Source organism: Neptuniibacter sp. QD34_54 (assembly GCF_047778055.1).
Classification (GTDB): Bacteria; Pseudomonadota; Gammaproteobacteria; order Pseudomonadales; family Balneatricaceae; genus Neptuniibacter.
In genome coordinates, this window is sequence record NZ_CP180546.1 from 1,631,303 (window position 1) to 1,645,845 (window position 14,543).

Annotated in this window: 11 protein-coding genes and 6 tRNA genes; 13 read left to right on the plus strand and 4 right to left on the minus strand. The window is 43.6% G+C overall.

The genetic code is table 11. The annotated features are described in order from the left end of the window. The first annotated feature begins 86 nt into the window (after positions 1 to 86). Both ACMXYP_RS07510 and ACMXYP_RS07515 read left to right on the plus strand, forming a co-directional pair. Positions 87 to 2,321, plus strand: a complete 2,235-nt coding sequence (locus ACMXYP_RS07510) for a YgiQ family radical SAM protein (protein WP_415884394.1) — start codon at positions 87 to 89, stop codon at positions 2,319 to 2,321. Between the two features lie 157 nt (positions 2,322 to 2,478). Further along, entirely contained in the window at positions 2,479 to 2,661 is a 183-nt protein-coding gene (locus ACMXYP_RS07515; protein ID WP_415884395.1) for a hypothetical protein, read from the plus strand. Positions 2,662 to 2,702: 41 nt separating this feature from the next. Here the strand turns inward: ACMXYP_RS07515 and ACMXYP_RS07520 are convergent, their stop codons facing one another. The 3 genes from ACMXYP_RS07520 to ACMXYP_RS07530 all read right to left on the minus strand — a co-directional run bounded on the left by ACMXYP_RS07520 (position 2,703) and on the right by ACMXYP_RS07530 (position 6,222). Next, positions 2,703 to 3,332 carry a DUF5610 domain-containing protein gene (locus ACMXYP_RS07520; protein WP_415884396.1) on the minus strand — a complete coding sequence of 210 codons (630 nt, stop codon included), beginning with the start codon at positions 3,330 to 3,332 and terminating at the stop codon, positions 2,703 to 2,705. Between the two features lie 141 nt (positions 3,333 to 3,473). Next, positions 3,474 to 4,802 (minus strand): ATP-binding protein, encoded by a 1,329-nt coding sequence (locus ACMXYP_RS07525; RefSeq protein ID WP_415884397.1) that lies wholly within the window; start codon positions 4,800 to 4,802, stop codon positions 3,474 to 3,476. Positions 4,803 to 4,893: 91 nt separating this feature from the next. Then, positions 4,894 to 6,222, minus strand: a complete 1,329-nt coding sequence (locus ACMXYP_RS07530) for a diguanylate cyclase domain-containing protein (protein ID WP_415884398.1) — start codon at positions 6,220 to 6,222, stop codon at positions 4,894 to 4,896. A 148-nt stretch (positions 6,223 to 6,370) separates the two neighbouring features. Here ACMXYP_RS07530 and ACMXYP_RS07535 point away from each other — a divergent pair, with 148 nt between their 5' ends. Both ACMXYP_RS07535 and cysS read left to right on the plus strand, forming a co-directional pair. Further along, a complete protein-coding gene (locus tag ACMXYP_RS07535) occupies positions 6,371 to 7,288 on the plus strand; it encodes a hypothetical protein (protein WP_415884399.1) in 918 nt (305 codons plus the stop codon). A 67-nt stretch (positions 7,289 to 7,355) separates the two neighbouring features. Continuing rightward, positions 7,356 to 8,741, plus strand: a complete 1,386-nt coding sequence (gene cysS, locus ACMXYP_RS07540) for a cysteine--tRNA ligase (RefSeq protein ID WP_415884400.1) — start codon at positions 7,356 to 7,358, stop codon at positions 8,739 to 8,741. 60 nt (positions 8,742 to 8,801) lie between these two features. On the opposite strand, the gene folD is transcribed toward cysS, so the two are convergent. Further along, positions 8,802 to 9,656 (minus strand): bifunctional methylenetetrahydrofolate dehydrogenase/methenyltetrahydrofolate cyclohydrolase FolD, encoded by an 855-nt coding sequence (gene folD, locus ACMXYP_RS07545; RefSeq protein ID WP_415884401.1) that lies wholly within the window; start codon positions 9,654 to 9,656, stop codon positions 8,802 to 8,804. Between the two features lie 394 nt (positions 9,657 to 10,050). Between folD and ACMXYP_RS07550 the strand changes: the two genes are divergently transcribed. From ACMXYP_RS07550 to clpX, 9 genes are all read left to right on the plus strand, one after another. Beyond that, positions 10,051 to 10,127, plus strand: a tRNA-Arg gene (locus tag ACMXYP_RS07550). Positions 10,128 to 10,149: 22 nt separating this feature from the next. Next, a tRNA-His gene (locus tag ACMXYP_RS07555) sits at positions 10,150 to 10,225 on the plus strand. A 20-nt stretch (positions 10,226 to 10,245) separates the two neighbouring features. Beyond that, positions 10,246 to 10,330 (plus strand) — tRNA-Leu (locus ACMXYP_RS07560). A gap of 26 nt (positions 10,331 to 10,356) precedes the next feature. Further along, positions 10,357 to 10,432: transfer RNA gene (locus ACMXYP_RS07565), tRNA-His, on the plus strand. A gap of 19 nt (positions 10,433 to 10,451) precedes the next feature. Continuing rightward, positions 10,452 to 10,536 (plus strand) — tRNA-Leu (locus ACMXYP_RS07570). Positions 10,537 to 10,598: 62 nt separating this feature from the next. After that, positions 10,599 to 10,683 (plus strand) — tRNA-Leu (locus ACMXYP_RS07575). A gap of 313 nt (positions 10,684 to 10,996) precedes the next feature. Continuing rightward, the gene (gene tig / locus ACMXYP_RS07580; protein WP_415884402.1) at positions 10,997 to 12,313 is read left to right on the plus strand and encodes a trigger factor; all 1,317 of its coding nucleotides are present in this window, start codon (positions 10,997 to 10,999) and stop codon (positions 12,311 to 12,313) included. A gap of 184 nt (positions 12,314 to 12,497) precedes the next feature. Continuing rightward, positions 12,498 to 13,124, plus strand: a complete 627-nt coding sequence (clpP, locus tag ACMXYP_RS07585) for an ATP-dependent Clp endopeptidase proteolytic subunit ClpP (protein WP_415884403.1) — start codon at positions 12,498 to 12,500, stop codon at positions 13,122 to 13,124. Between the two features lie 122 nt (positions 13,125 to 13,246). Beyond that, positions 13,247 to 14,536, plus strand: coding sequence for an ATP-dependent protease ATP-binding subunit ClpX (clpX, locus tag ACMXYP_RS07590; protein WP_415884404.1), 1,290 nt, complete (start codon positions 13,247 to 13,249; stop codon positions 14,534 to 14,536). Positions 14,537 to 14,543: the final 7 nt, after the last annotated feature.

Consider the following 14,543-nt stretch of genomic DNA (forward strand, 5'->3'; position numbering starts at 1 on the left):
TTTCCATATTAAGAATTTTTCACTGGGCGTATACCTGCCTTTCTGGGAAAATAGTCCTTAATTTCATATTTAAGTAGCCTCGTTTTATGCCTCGTTCCGCTCCTGATTTGTTTTCATACCCTAAATATTGGGCTGAATGTTATGCGCCAGCACCTTTTCTTCCAACTTCAAGAGAAGAGATGGATGCATTGGGGTGGGATAGCTGTGATGTCATCATTGTGACTGGTGATGCTTATGTTGACCATCCGAGCTTTGGCATGGCGGTGATGGGGCGAGTGCTTGAAGCGCAAGGTTTCAGAGTAGGTATCATCAGTCAGCCTGATTGGACCAGTGCTGAAGCTTTCAAGGAGTTAGGCCAACCGAATCTCTATTTTGGCATCACTGCTGGCAACATGGACTCTCTTATCAATCGTTACACGGCCGATAAACGTACGCGTCATGATGATGCTTATACGGCTGGTGGCCTTGGTGGTAAAAGGCCGGATCGTGCGGTGATTGTGTATAGCCAGCGCTGTAAGGAAGCTTATCGTGAGACGCCTGTAGTACTCGGTGGTATTGAGGCAAGCCTGCGTCGAATTGCTCAGTATGATTACTGGAGTGATAAGGTTCGTCGTTCGGTATTACTGGATGCGACAGCAGATATCTTGCTTTATGGTAATGCTGAGAGAGCTATTGTTGAGCTTACTCACCGTTTAGCTAATGGTGAAACCATTGAAGAGATTCAAGATCTTCGAGGAACTGCGGTCCTAAAAACAGCCTTACCTGCCGATTATATTGAAGTTGATTCAACCCGTATTGATTGGCCGGGTTACATTGATCAATTACCAAACCCTTATGAATATACCGATGCGGCGACCTGCGATAAAAAAGACGCGTCTAAAGCCGATGAGCCTCAACCTCTGCGTGTTATTCCTGCGCCGCTAAAAGGTAAAGAAAAGCTACCTGACGAAACCTATATTCGTTTACCGTCTTTTGAAAAAGTTTCTAAAGATCCTGCTTTGTATGCTCATGCATCGCGCGTTCTGCATCAAGAAGCGAACCCGCACAATGCGCGAGCTTTGGTGCAAAAGCATGGTCATCGAGAGCTATGGGTTAATCCACCGCCAATTCCTTTAGAAACGGCGGAAATGGATAAGGTGTTTGGCTTACCTTATCAGCGTATTCCGCATCCGCGTTACGGTGATCACAAGATTCCTGCTTTCGATATGATCAAGTTTTCGATCAATATCATGCGTGGTTGTTTTGGCGGTTGTACTTTCTGTTCTATTACCGAACACGAAGGACGTATTATTCAGAGCCGATCCCATGAGTCTGTGATCAATGAGATCGAAGATATCAAAGAGAAAGTACCTGGCTTCACTGGTGCTATCTCTGATTTAGGTGGTCCTACATCAAACATGTATCACCTGAATTGTAATGATCCAGATATTCAGGCTTCTTGTCGTAAGCTTTCGTGCGTCTATCCAACCATCTGTAAGAACCTGGATACTGATCATAGCCCTACGACTGAGTTATACCGCAAGGCGCGTAAGGTAGAAGGTGTACATACCGTTTCGATCTCTTCTGGTTTACGTTACGACCTTGCGGTAGAGGACCCAGAGTATGTGAAAGAGCTTGTGACTTATCACGTAGGTGGTTACCTCAAAATTGCGCCTGAGCACAGTGAGGATGGCACGCTATCCAAGATGATGAAGCCGGGCATGGGAACTTACGATGCATTCAAAAAAATGTTTGATCGTTTCTCTCGTGAAGCTGGTAAAAAGCAGTATCTGATTCCTTACTTCATTGCTGCGCATCCGGGTTGTGAAGATGAAGATATGGTCAATCTTGCTCGTTGGCTGAAGAAGAATGAGTTCAAAGTAGATCAGGTACAAACCTTCTACCCATCACCAATGTCCTTGGCGACGGCAATGTACCATTCGGATAAAAACCCGCTGAAAAAAGTGACGTATAAGAGTGAAAAACTCTACACGCCTAAGAATACTGAGCAACGTAAAGTTCAGAAGGCGTTGCTTCGATACCATGATCCTGAGAACTGGCCGTTATTACGCCAAGTGCTGCCGAAAATGGGCCATAGTGACCTAATCGGTGAGCGTGAATCATGTTTGATCCCAGAGGAAGAGAAGAGCTCTAACTCCAATCGCAGAGGTGCAAATAAAAAGCCTGCAGTAAAATCAAAAGCTGCGGGTAAGCATAAGAATGCGAGTGCTAGACGACAAGATTCAAAAGCGGGCAAATCATTTGCTAAGCCGGCTAAGAAACGAGTAGGTGGTAAGCCGAGTGGTAAGAAGCAAAGAATGAAGAGTGTAAAACCTCGTTAATAATGAACATGTCATTTAAATGCACTAAGTGTGGTTTTAAATGTCAAAATTGTGCTGTTGTCTACCAGGAGCATTGCTACAATAGCAGTAAGGTTTAGTTGAGCTAAACGTTCATGCTAAGTTACCTAAATGTGGAACGTCTTGAGGAGGGTTGGTCATGACTACCGATAAAATACACCCTAAATTTACTGAAGCGATGGAAAAGCTCACTCAGATGAGTGAAGAAGAGAGATTATCTGAGGAAAATAAGGAGCTTTTTGAACAAGCGATGAATTATGCGCCTTTAGATATTCAGCCAAAATTAGCCGCTATTCGTAAAAAATATGACGAACTGCATTAATTTGAAAGAACTCCCAAAAAATGTCGCGTAGGCGGCATTTTTTATGTCAGTAATTTATCTAATAGCTCATCGTCGATAAACTCATCTGCTGCTTGGAGGTTGGAGGTGAACTCCTCATCTTCAGGTGCATCAAAGAAGAAACCGAATCCAAAACTATGTATAAAGGTTTCAAGTCCTTCTAAGCAATACTCTCGATATAGATCTACCTGTTCATTTAATTCTTCACTGTCTGTAAGAGCTATCTCTTCTAACTGTTCTATTGCCGTTAAAACCCCTCTATTTAAGGACTCATTGATTAAATTAATAAAGCGATCCAGAGATTGTTCTTCACTTAACTCAGGTAGTGCGTTGCGAAAAAGAGGGAATTGCTGAGTGATATATTCAAGTGTCGCAGTGGCGATTTCTTGTGGGCCAACATTACCTGACGGTGCAGGGTTAGATCCTAAGAACGAATTGCCTGTTTCATTTTGGAGCTCTTGGCCTAATAGCATTATGACTTCTTCATAAACTTGCGCCAAAGGAGGATATAAAGCCCGGTCTGCTAAATTTGTATGGAAGTTAGAATGTATGTCTGGGTAAGGGCTAAAGCTGGGTTGGTGTACCTGTTTATTGATGTCTTGCAGCTGAGGTTCATTCTGCGGCGGTTTGTTTTTTGTTGATGTCACTTGCATAAGTTATCCGTCCGTTTTATTGATTTCTCCTTACATATAAGTATTGGACATCGGGCCCGATCGTGACTGATTTATATTCAATTTAAACGGCCGTTTTGAAAAAAGTTTTCAGCATGGAAGTTTTTGGATTAGAACATCCTTTTAAATGTAGTAAGTGTCATCTTCTGCAGTAAGTGCGTAAGGGGAGGTGCTGGGTAAAGTGATGTGTAATTCAAACCCTCCGTCATTAGGTGATTGAAGCTCGATGCTTCCGCCTAATGCACCTGTGACTAAATTAAAGATGATATAAAGCCCAAGGCCATTGCCTCCTTGGCCAAATTTGGTGGTAAAGAAAGGGTCAAATACTTTGGCGAAGTTTTTGGTTGGAATGCCACAACCGCTATCGGTATAAATTAACTTGATCGCTTTTTCACAGGTGTGGGCGTGGATCTTAATTTTACCGGATTGCTGTTCTGTGAAAGCATGCATGCGGGTGTTGTTGATTAGGTTGTCAAAAATTTGTTGTATCGGGGCTGTAAAGCTGTTCATAGAAATATTATGAGGAATAAGGTTCTCTACTATGATGGAGGATCTAGATAGGCTTTGAGTTTGTCGATTCAAAACCTCCTCAACCAAGTCCCTTAAATCAAGTTGGCTTCTTTTATATTCGTTATCATTTGAGGAAATTTGCTGGCAGCTTAAGATTAGCTCAGCCGTTTTTGCGGTGCTTTTTTCAATTAAGTCAGTGGACTCGAGTACATTGCTCAAAAAGTTTTCTAAAGCAGATTTGGTCATCTCGCCTGAATTGAGCTGGTCTTGGATTCTGCTGGTATCTGCTTTCAGGGCTGAGCTAATTGTACGAATGTTGCCAATGGGTGTATTAAGCTCATGGGAAATCCCGGCGACTAGTTTACCTAGAGATGCGAGCTTTTGAGTGTTGGCTAGTTTTAGCATTGTAGCCTTTAGTTCTTCATTGGCTTCTTCTAGCTTTTGAGAATGATCAGAAAGTGATTCGTTAAGTTGTTTGACCTCGGCTTCAGCTGCCATTCTTTCGGTTATATCTATTAATGATTCAATAGCTCCAACCACATTGCCTTCTTCATCATATAGTCGTTTGGCTGTGAAATAGAGCCATCTATCGATGTTACTGCCAAGCTTGGGAAAGAAGCTCTCAACTTCATAAGCATCGTCTATAAACGGTGATCTGCGATGAATACCAGGGTAAAACTGCTCAAGCTGCTCTTCATCATCATCTAAAACTACATCAGCCAAAATTGGGCGAGGTGCTGGGTAAAAGGTTTTCCATTGATCTTTTGTTCCCAAAACATCTTGTGCTGGTATGCCAAAGACTTTTTCGCAGGCTTTATTCCAAATGAGAACCCGATGATCATTGTCGATCACTATAATCGGTTGAGGGTAAGTATGCACAATCTCCTCAAGTAGCTTTTGATCTGGTGTGCTACAGGTATTGCTTGAATTTGGGGGAAGCATACTTAGATTCCAAAATATCAGTCATAGTTTAGTTTTAGACCTGATAAGGAATCTTTTCAAAATAACTTAAGAATTTGAAAGGGCTTAAATATTACTTATAAAGGTAATAACCATTACCTCCGAGGAACTTAGCAGCGTACATCGCTTTATCTGCGTTTCCAATAAGTTTGCTACCGTCTATACCGTGGTCAGGGAATACGGCAATACCAGCACTGGCACCAATGGTTACTTCAACTTCTTCTACCTGCATCGGTTGTCTTAAGGATGCAATGATTTTTTGTGATACGAGTACAGCGCTTTCAACAGAGGCGGTGTCTTCTAATAGAACTGCGAATTCATCACCTCCCTGGCGAGATACGGTGTCAACTTTGCGCACGGCATTAATCAAACGTTGAGAGGCAATGGTAAGTACTTTATCGCCAAAAGGATGGCCATATTTATCGTTGAGTGGTTTGAATTCATTAAGATCGAGATAGATAACAGCGCAAAGCGTTTTGTTTCTTTGTGCGTGCTGAACTGCACAAGTTACCCTATCTAGAAACAGTGCTCGGTTAGCAAGGCCAGTTAGGGGGTCGTGGAACGCTAAAAATTCGAGTTTTTCCTGAGCTTGTTTCTGTTCGGTGTTATCTTGAAATTGGCCAATAAAGTGGGTTCTTTCACCTTCTCGATTAAGAACGACGGAAATTTTAATTTTCTCGCTAAATAGCTGACCGTCTTTTTTGCGGCTCCAAGTTTCACCTTCCCAATAGCCTTTGTATTGCAAGTTGCTATTGATGCTTTCAATAAATTCAGGCGCTAACCAAGTAGCATTTATAACGCTGGCGGGTTGGTCGATAACTTCTTGTTCGGTATAGCCTGTAAGTCTAACAAAGGCAGGGTTAACCAACGTGATATTAAAATCTGTGTCTGCGATAACAATAGCTTCATTGCTTTGTCTAACAGCATTCTCAGCTAATTTGCAGATAGAAAGCTGGTCTGTGGTTGGTTGAGCGGATCGCTTCATTAGTCCAATGATACCACTGACCTTGCCGTGTTTATCTTTGAGTGGAGCTTTACTTAACCAGTAGCTGTGCTGGCAATCTGGGTTTAGGCGTAGTCCTTCTAACTCAATATGTGTTTGTGTTAAAAACACTTGAGCATCTGAATCGACAAGTTCGGCGTGAAGGTGTTTTGGGAATATCTGTCGGTCAGTTTTACCTTTAATGCATTTTGCAGGCATATCGAGTAACTCAGCATATGCATCATTTACGTAAAGATACTCGGCTCGACGGTTTTTAATCCAAGCAGGGTGTGGAAGAGCAGAAAGGATTGATAGTTGTTGAGACGCAATTTGGCTGTTCTCTGCCACGGTTGTACTCATTGGAGTATTGGGTGGTAGGGAAGGGCCTAAATCCGGCTGGCCAAATTGATCGTTATCCATTTCTGGTACATCCTGTTGAATTTTTTCTACTTATGGGCGAATCCTTACAGTTTTTATACCAAAGGTCTAGTCATATACAGTGTGACTATATTTATTTGTAGTAGGGCTGTGCATGTCATCTGTTTCATTGAGAGGTTAGGTTAATTAAATGAAGTTTTCAGCAGTGGTTTTTATATCGATTTTGCTTTGGGGGTGTGCTCAACAGCAGCCGTTGCTTGAAAGAGAGCCCGCACCCAAAGCTAAAGGTTGGGATGGTGTTATAGAGAATTACACTGTTTGGCCTGATCGTGTCCAAGAAACATCAGGCCTCGCTTCTCAGGGCGGATTGCTCTGGACCATTAATGATAGTGGCGATGGACCTTATCTTTATGCTCTGGATGGGCAGCACAACATTGTCAAAGTAATCAAAGTAGGGAATGCAAAAAATATTGATTGGGAAGAACTTGCACAAGATGAGTCTTATCTCTACATAGCAGACTGCGGTAATAATCGCGGCAGGCGTATTGAGTTGCAGATTTATAAAGTTGCTTGGAAGGATTTAGAGTCTACTAGAGCGGGAGGTATTGTCTCTCCTGAAATATTGAAGTTTAACTATGCTGATCGACCAGCAAAAGTTGCCCCGAATAGTCATAACTTGGATTGTGAAGCGCTAACAGTGGTCAACGATGAGCTATGGCTTTTCACTAAAAATAGAGAAAACGAACAAACCCATCTTTATAAACTTGATAAGAGTAAAGCAGAGCAATCTGTAACATTGACTGAGCGCTTTGATGTTAAAGGTTTGGTGACAGCTGCTGACTACGACCCTGTTACTAAAAGGTTGGCTTTATTGGGCTATGCCAAGCAGAAGATTTTTGGACATTCTTTTCTATGGGTTGTACCTGTGACTGATGCTCCGAATTGGGAGGAGGCGCGCAGGACTTATATACAGCCTTATGCTCAATGGGAAGCTTTGGTTTGGGACCGGGAGCAGAATGGGCGTCTAGTGCTAAGTACTGAGAAAAGCCTTTTATTGGATGTAGGTGTGGGTGAGCTAAATTTAACTGTCCCTACAGAGTTTCCTTAGCCGCAGAGTGCTAATTCATTTATACTAGCGGCCCTTTTTATTTTTCGAAATTATAAAGTTACGAGTTATGCTTCAAATATATAACACCCTCACTAAAGAAAAAGCTCCGTTTACGCCACTAGAAGAAGGCAAAATTAAAATGTACGTTTGCGGAGTGACCGTTTATGACTTGTGTCATATTGGTCATGCACGTGTGATGGTTGCATTTGATGTTATTACTCGTTTCCTTCGCTCGCAGGGTTGGGATGTGGACTATGTCCGCAACATCACAGACGTAGATGACAAGATCATCAAGCGTGCTGCTGAGAATGATGAAACGCCTGATCAGCTAACTGAGCGTATGATTGCAGCCATGCATGAAGATGAGGCAAAACTTGCTGTTCTTCGTCCTACGCAAGAACCAAGAGCGACTGCGCATATCGGAGATATCATCTCTCTAGTCGAAACACTGGTAGAGAAAGGTTTTGCTTACCCAGCATCCAATGGCGATGTTTACTTCCGTGTAGAGCGCTTTGAAGAGTACGGCAGACTGACCAACAAAAATGTTGATGAGCTACGTTCTGGTGCCCGTGTTGAAGTAGATGAAGCCAAAGAAAGTCCACTGGATTTTGTTTTGTGGAAATCTGCGAAAGAGGGCGAGGTGAGCTGGGATTCTCCTTGGGGTTTAGGTCGTCCAGGCTGGCATATTGAATGTTCAGCTATGTCTAAATGCTGCCTTGGCCCAACATTTGATATTCATGGCGGTGGTCCAGATCTACCATTCCCACACCATGAAAACGAGATTGCACAATCTGAAGCTGCAAACGGTTGTACTTATGTAAATACGTGGATGCACGCAGGTCCTGTGCGTGTGAACTCTGAGAAGATGTCTAAATCTTTAGGTAACTTCTTCACGATTCGTGATGTGCTGGAAAAATACAACGCTGAAGTTGTTCGTTTCTTCCTAGCGCGTGTTCATTACCGTACGTATATCGATTACAGCGAAGATAGTTTGAAAGAAGCGCGTGTCATGTTGGAGCGTTTCTACCAAGCGCTGCGTGGTGTGGAAATTTCTGATGAATCACCAGCAAATGATTTTGATGCGCGTTTCGTTGAGGCGATGAATGACGACTTCAACACACCAAAAGCAATCTCTGTTCTGTTTGAGCTTGTGAATGAGTTGAACAAAGCTACTCGTGAAAACTCACCAGAGGCAGGTAAACTTGCCGGTCAATTGGTGCGCCTAGGTTCTATTCTTGGTTTATTGCAACAAGATGCAGATGCCTTCTTGAAAGGCGAAGACAAAGAGGGTGAGCTTAGTTCTGATGAAATCGAAGCGTTGATTGTTCAGCGTGCGGAAGCGAAGAAAGCGAAAAACTTCGCAGAGTCTGATCGTATTCGTGATGAGTTGGCAGAGCAGGGCATCATTCTAAAAGATAGCCGCGAAGGTACGACTTGGTTCAGGGAAGCCTGAGTCGGTTGATAGCGGAAATAAAAAAGGCAGCCTAGGCTGCCTTTTTATGGAGTAACAAACTTAAGCGTCTTGCTTGTTTGCTGCTTCTAAAGTGTTTTCCATAAGTGTAGCCACGGTCATTGGGCCTACACCGCCTGGAACAGGGGTAATAAAACCGGCTTTCTCTGCTGCAGCTTCATAACCCACATCACCGACTAGGCGACCATCTTCAAGCCGATTGATGCCTACATCAATTACTGTAGCGCCTTCTTTGATCCACTCACCTTTCACAAGGCCAGGAATGCCAACACCAACTACTACAAGATCTGCACGACGAACGTGCGCTTCAAGATCTTTTGTGAAGCGGTGAGTTGTGGTTACAGTACAACCCGCCAGAAGCAGTTCTAATGTCATAGGGCGACCAACGATGTTAGATGCACCAACTACGACTGCTTCCATACCATGTAGATCTTGGCCTGTAGATTCAAGCAGCGTCATAACGCCTTTTGGAGTACAAGGGCGAAGAACAGGCATGCGCTGAGCTAGACGACCTAAATTGAAAGCGTGGAATCCATCAACATCCTTTTCTGGGCGGATGCGTTCAAGGATCTCATTGCCATCTAGATGTTCTGGTAGAGGAAGCTGTACCAAAATACCGTTAACTGAATCATCTTGGTTTAGTTCATCAACAAGATTCAGTAGTTCCTCTTGAGTCGTTTCTGCAGGCAGGTCAAAAGAGCGGGATTCAAACCCTACATCCTGACAAGCGTTCTTTTTATTACGAACATAAACCTGAGAAGCTGGGTCCATACCTACAAGTAGTACTGCTAGGCAAGGAGCTTTTTTACCGTCGTTGATACGCTGCTGAACACCTTCAGCAACCTGACGGCGAACATCTGCGGCAATTTGCTTGCCATCAATAATCTGTGCGCTCATTTAAAGGGAGGGTCCTTTATTAAGTTTTATCTGGGGTGAATTCTCTCATGGTTGAGTATTTCGTCCAAGCGCCTTTTGTGAATTAGCTATATAAGTAGGTACAAGTAATTGAGAAGTAAGAGAGTAGGCGTGCATTTGCATCAAAAAAACTGAAACTGGTGGCTAGAGTATCAATCGGATCAATTTGATGGCCAAAAATGGGATAACTGCTTGATAAATAGCCAATTATTGGTTGTTAGATGATCAATCTAAAACTTTTGAAATAAAAGATAAAAAAAGTGTTGACGGCAAAATTTAGGGTGTATATTATGCGCACCTCCTCAAGACGAGGCGGCCAAAACAAAGCGCTAGACGCTAGTTAAGGCCAAAGTCTGAGGTCTGACAAATGAGTCGGGCGCCTATAGCTCAACTGGATAGAGCAACGCCCTTCTAAGGCGTAGGTTCCAGGTTCGAGTCCTGGTGGGCGTGCCATTTGTTAGAGCGAGATTTAGTGGTGGATATAGCTCAGTTGGTAGAGCTCCGGATTGTGATTCCGGCGGTCGTGGGTTCGAGCCCCATTATCCACCCCATTAAATCTCTTGTGTAGTCTGCGGACGTGGTGGAATTGGTAGACACGCCAGATTTAGGTTCTGGTGCCGCGAGGTGTGAGAGTTCGAGTCTCTCCGTCCGCACCATGTACTACACAAAAACGATCGTTATGGTGGGTATAGCTCAGTTGGTAGAGCTCCGGATTGTGATTCCGGCGGTCGTGGGTTCGAGCCCCATTATCCACCCCATTAACGATACACATAGATTGCGGACGTGGTGGAATTGGTAGACACGCCAGATTTAGGTTCTGGTGCCGCGAGGTGTGAGAGTTCGAGTCTCTCCGTCCGCACCATTTACAACGAAGCGTTGTTTTGGTGTAATCAGTTTCAAGCTATGTGTAAAAAAGATCTATCTGCGGACGTGGTGGAATTGGTAGACACGCCAGATTTAGGTTCTGGTGCCGCGAGGTGTGAGAGTTCGAGTCTCTCCGTCCGCACCATTGATTGATCTTTAAATCTTCTCTCATTAAAAGCTGCTTCTAGCTTATAAAATCCTTACTTTTGTTTTTGTTTATCTGATCATAAAAGCTATTTCTAGCTTATTTTTTGATCTAGGTGATCTATCTAATAATAATTTTCATTTCTTATACGTTATTTTGCTTACTAAACTTGACTAATTAAGCTGCTTGCCGGAGAATTTCGCGCTTTGATTTTGCTCGAAATTTACGAGCGGCTGTGCAGATCAAGCAGCGTTAGCAATACGTCGGTCTGTTGAAGATTATTGATTCAAGCATTTTATTTGTGAGGCATTACATGCAAGTTTCCGTTGAAACGACTTCTGGCCTAGAGCGCCTGTTGAAGGTTTCCGTACCAGCAGAGCGCATCGATCAGGATGTTAACAAGCGTATCCAGCAGACTGCACGTACAGTACGTATCGACGGTTTCCGTCCTGGTAAAGTACCTGTAAAAGTTGTTAAGCAGCGTTACGGTAAAGGTATTCGTGAAGAAGTTCTTGGCCAAGTAGTTCAGGAAAGCTTCTACCAAGCGCTTCAGCAGGAAGAGATCAACCCAGCTGGCACGCCTGCAATCGAATTCACAAAAGATGTTGAAGGTGAGAACCTTGAATACACTGCGAAATTCGAAGTTTACCCAGAGATCGCTCTGGCTGATTTCTCTAAAGTAGAGATCGAAAAGAAAGCGGCTGAAGTAAATGATGCTGATCTTGATCAGATGATCGAAACGCTACGTAAGCAGCAAGCTGAGTGGAACGAAGTTGAGCGCGCTGCAGCTGAAGGCGATCGCGTACGCATCGATTTCGAAGGTTTCATCGACGGTGAAGCATTCGACGGTGGTAAAGGTGAAGGTATGGACCTTGTTCTAGGTTCTAACTCAATGATTCCTGGTTTCGAAGACGGTCTAGCGGGCGCTACTGCAGGTGCAGATGTTGAGCTAAACGTTACTTTCCCAGAAGAATACCAAGCTGAAAACCTTCAAGGTAAAGACGCTGTATTCAAAGTAAAAGTACACACTGTTTCTGAACAAGTTCTTGCTGAACTAAACGAAGAGTTCTTCGAGAAGTTTGGTCTAGAAGAGAAGACTGAAGAAGCTTTCCGCGCTGAAGTTCAGAAGAACATGGAGCGTGAGCTTAAGCAGGCTCTTAAAATGAAACTTAAAGATGCTGTATTCACTCAGCTTCTAGAAGTTAACCCAATCGAAGTGCCAGCTGCACTAATCGATGGTGAAATCGACAACCTACGTCGTCAAGCGGTAATGCAGTTTGCGGGTCCAGATTCTGATATGGATCCAAACATGCTTCCAAAAGAGATGTTCACTGATCAGGCAGACCGCCGCGTTAAGATCGGTCTTCTAATGCAAGAAGTGATCAAAGTAAATGAACTAGAAGCTGACGAAGCTCGTGTTAAAGAAACACTAGAAGAGATGGCTGAAACTTACCAAGATCCTCAGCAGGTTATCGATTGGTACATGGGTAACGAAGAGATGCTAGGTCAGATTAAAGGTCTAGTTCTTGAAGAGCAGGTTGTAGATAACCTACTTGAAGCAGCTAATGTAACGGACGTTACTGTTAGCTACGAAGATGCAATTAAGCCAGAGCAGGGTGCTGCAGCTTAATTAATGCTCTTCTGACGTAAAAGTCACTACTGTAAAAGCGACAGTTAGCGAAAGCTGGCTGTCGTTTTTTTGTTTTTAGCGCATGATAAATGCAGTGTTGTTGGTTAAAGCTATTGCCTGAATTAATCAACGTAGTATTATCGAGTGCTTGTGTTTAGGTTATTTCCGTTTTAAGGAGTGATACATGGCGGATTTTGGTAAAGGTGGCTCAGATATTTTGAGTAGTCTAGTGCCTATGGTAGTAGAGCAGTCGGCTCGTGGTGAGCGTGCATACGATATCTACTCCCGTCTGTTAAAAGAGCGTGTGATCTTTCTTGTAGGTCCTGTAGAAGATCATATGGCTAATCTGGTTGTTGCGCAGTTGCTGTTCCTAGAAGCGGAGAACCCGGATAAGGATATTCATCTCTATATTAATTCCCCGGGTGGATCTGTAACTGCTGGTATGTCTATCTATGACACTATGCAGTTCATCAAGCCAGACGTGAGCACGATGTGTTTGGGTCAGGCAGCGAGTATGGGTGCATTCCTACTAGCCGGTGGTGCTGAAGGTAAGCGTTTTGCGTTACCTAACTCTCGTGTAATGATTCATCAGCCGCTAGGTGGATACCAAGGTCAGGCGACTGATATTGAGATTCATACCAAAGAGATTTTGAGTATTCGTCATAAATTGAATACGTTGTTGGCAGAGCATACAGGTCAAGATCTAGAAACGATCTCTCGTGATACAGATCGTGATAACTTCATGGACCCTTATGCTGCTAAAGAATACGGTTTAATTGACGAAGTGCTTGATCGTCGTAACACTGATTAAGCCTGAGTAGAAATTGTTACTATAATCATAAGATTCACCCTGTTTGTTTGTATAAGGGTTGAAATGTGAAACAGAGTAGCAATATAGGGTATAGCCCTGATAAAGAATTATGAGGAAGTCGAATGACCGACGAAATCAAAGGTAAAGATGGAGATGACAGCGGTAAGTTGCTGTACTGCTCATTCTGCGGCAAAAGCCAGGATGAAGTACGTAAGCTAATTGCTGGTCCGTCCGTTTTTATCTGTGACGAATGTGTTGATCTATGTAACGACATCATTCGTGAAGAGATACAAGAAGCAGAGCCTCAGGAAGAGAGCGATCATCTGCCGACTCCAGAAGAGCTAAGTGCGGCTCTGGATGAATATGTTATTGGCCAAGATCGCGCTAAGAAAGTACTTGCTGTAGCGGTATACAACCATTACAAGCGTCTACGCTTCCAAAAGAGTAGCAATTCAGACGTTGAGCTAGGCAAAAGTAATATTCTTCTTATCGGCCCTACGGGTAGTGGTAAGACCCTGCTTGCTCAGACGCTAGCACGCCTATTGAATGTGCCATTCACTATTGCTGATGCTACTACGCTAACTGAAGCCGGTTATGTAGGTGAAGATGTAGAAAACATCATTCAAAAGCTTCTGCAGAAGTGTGATTACGATGTAGAGAAAGCTCAGCTTGGTATTGTCTACATTGATGAGATCGATAAGATTTCACGTAAGTCTGATAACCCATCCATTACGCGTGACGTTTCGGGTGAGGGTGTACAGCAGGCGTTACTTAAGCTGATTGAAGGTACGGTTGCTTCTGTTCCTCCACAAGGTGGTCGTAAGCACCCTCAGCAAGAGTTCTTGCAGGTAGATACGTCTAATATCCTGTTTATCTGTGGTGGTGCATTTGCTGGCCTAGAGCAGATTATTCGTGATCGTTCAGAGAAAGGTTCCATCGGATTCAGCGCTGTTGTTAAGAGCAAAGATGAAGAGAAAACGGTTTCTGACAGCCTTCGTGAACTAGAGGCAGAAGATCTGGTTAAATACGGTCTGATTCCTGAGTTTGTAGGTCGTCTACCAATGGTAGCAACACTTGCTGAACTGGATGAAGAAGCGTTGATTCAGATTCTGACTGAGCCGAAGAACAGTTTGACTAAGCAGTATGCTGCACTGTTCGATATGGAAGGCGCTGAAGTTGATTTCCGTGAAGCTGCTTTAAAGGCCGTTGCACGTAAAGCGCTTGAGCGTAAAACAGGCGCACGTGGTTTGCGTTCTATTATGGAAGCGACATTGCTAGATATTATGTATCAGCTGCCTTCTATGGAGAATGTAAGCAAGGTTGTGATCGATGAGGGCGTTATCGAGGGTGATAACGATCCTATCCTCATTTATGAGAACACAGATCAACCTAAAGCGATGCCGGACGAATAAGCGTTCC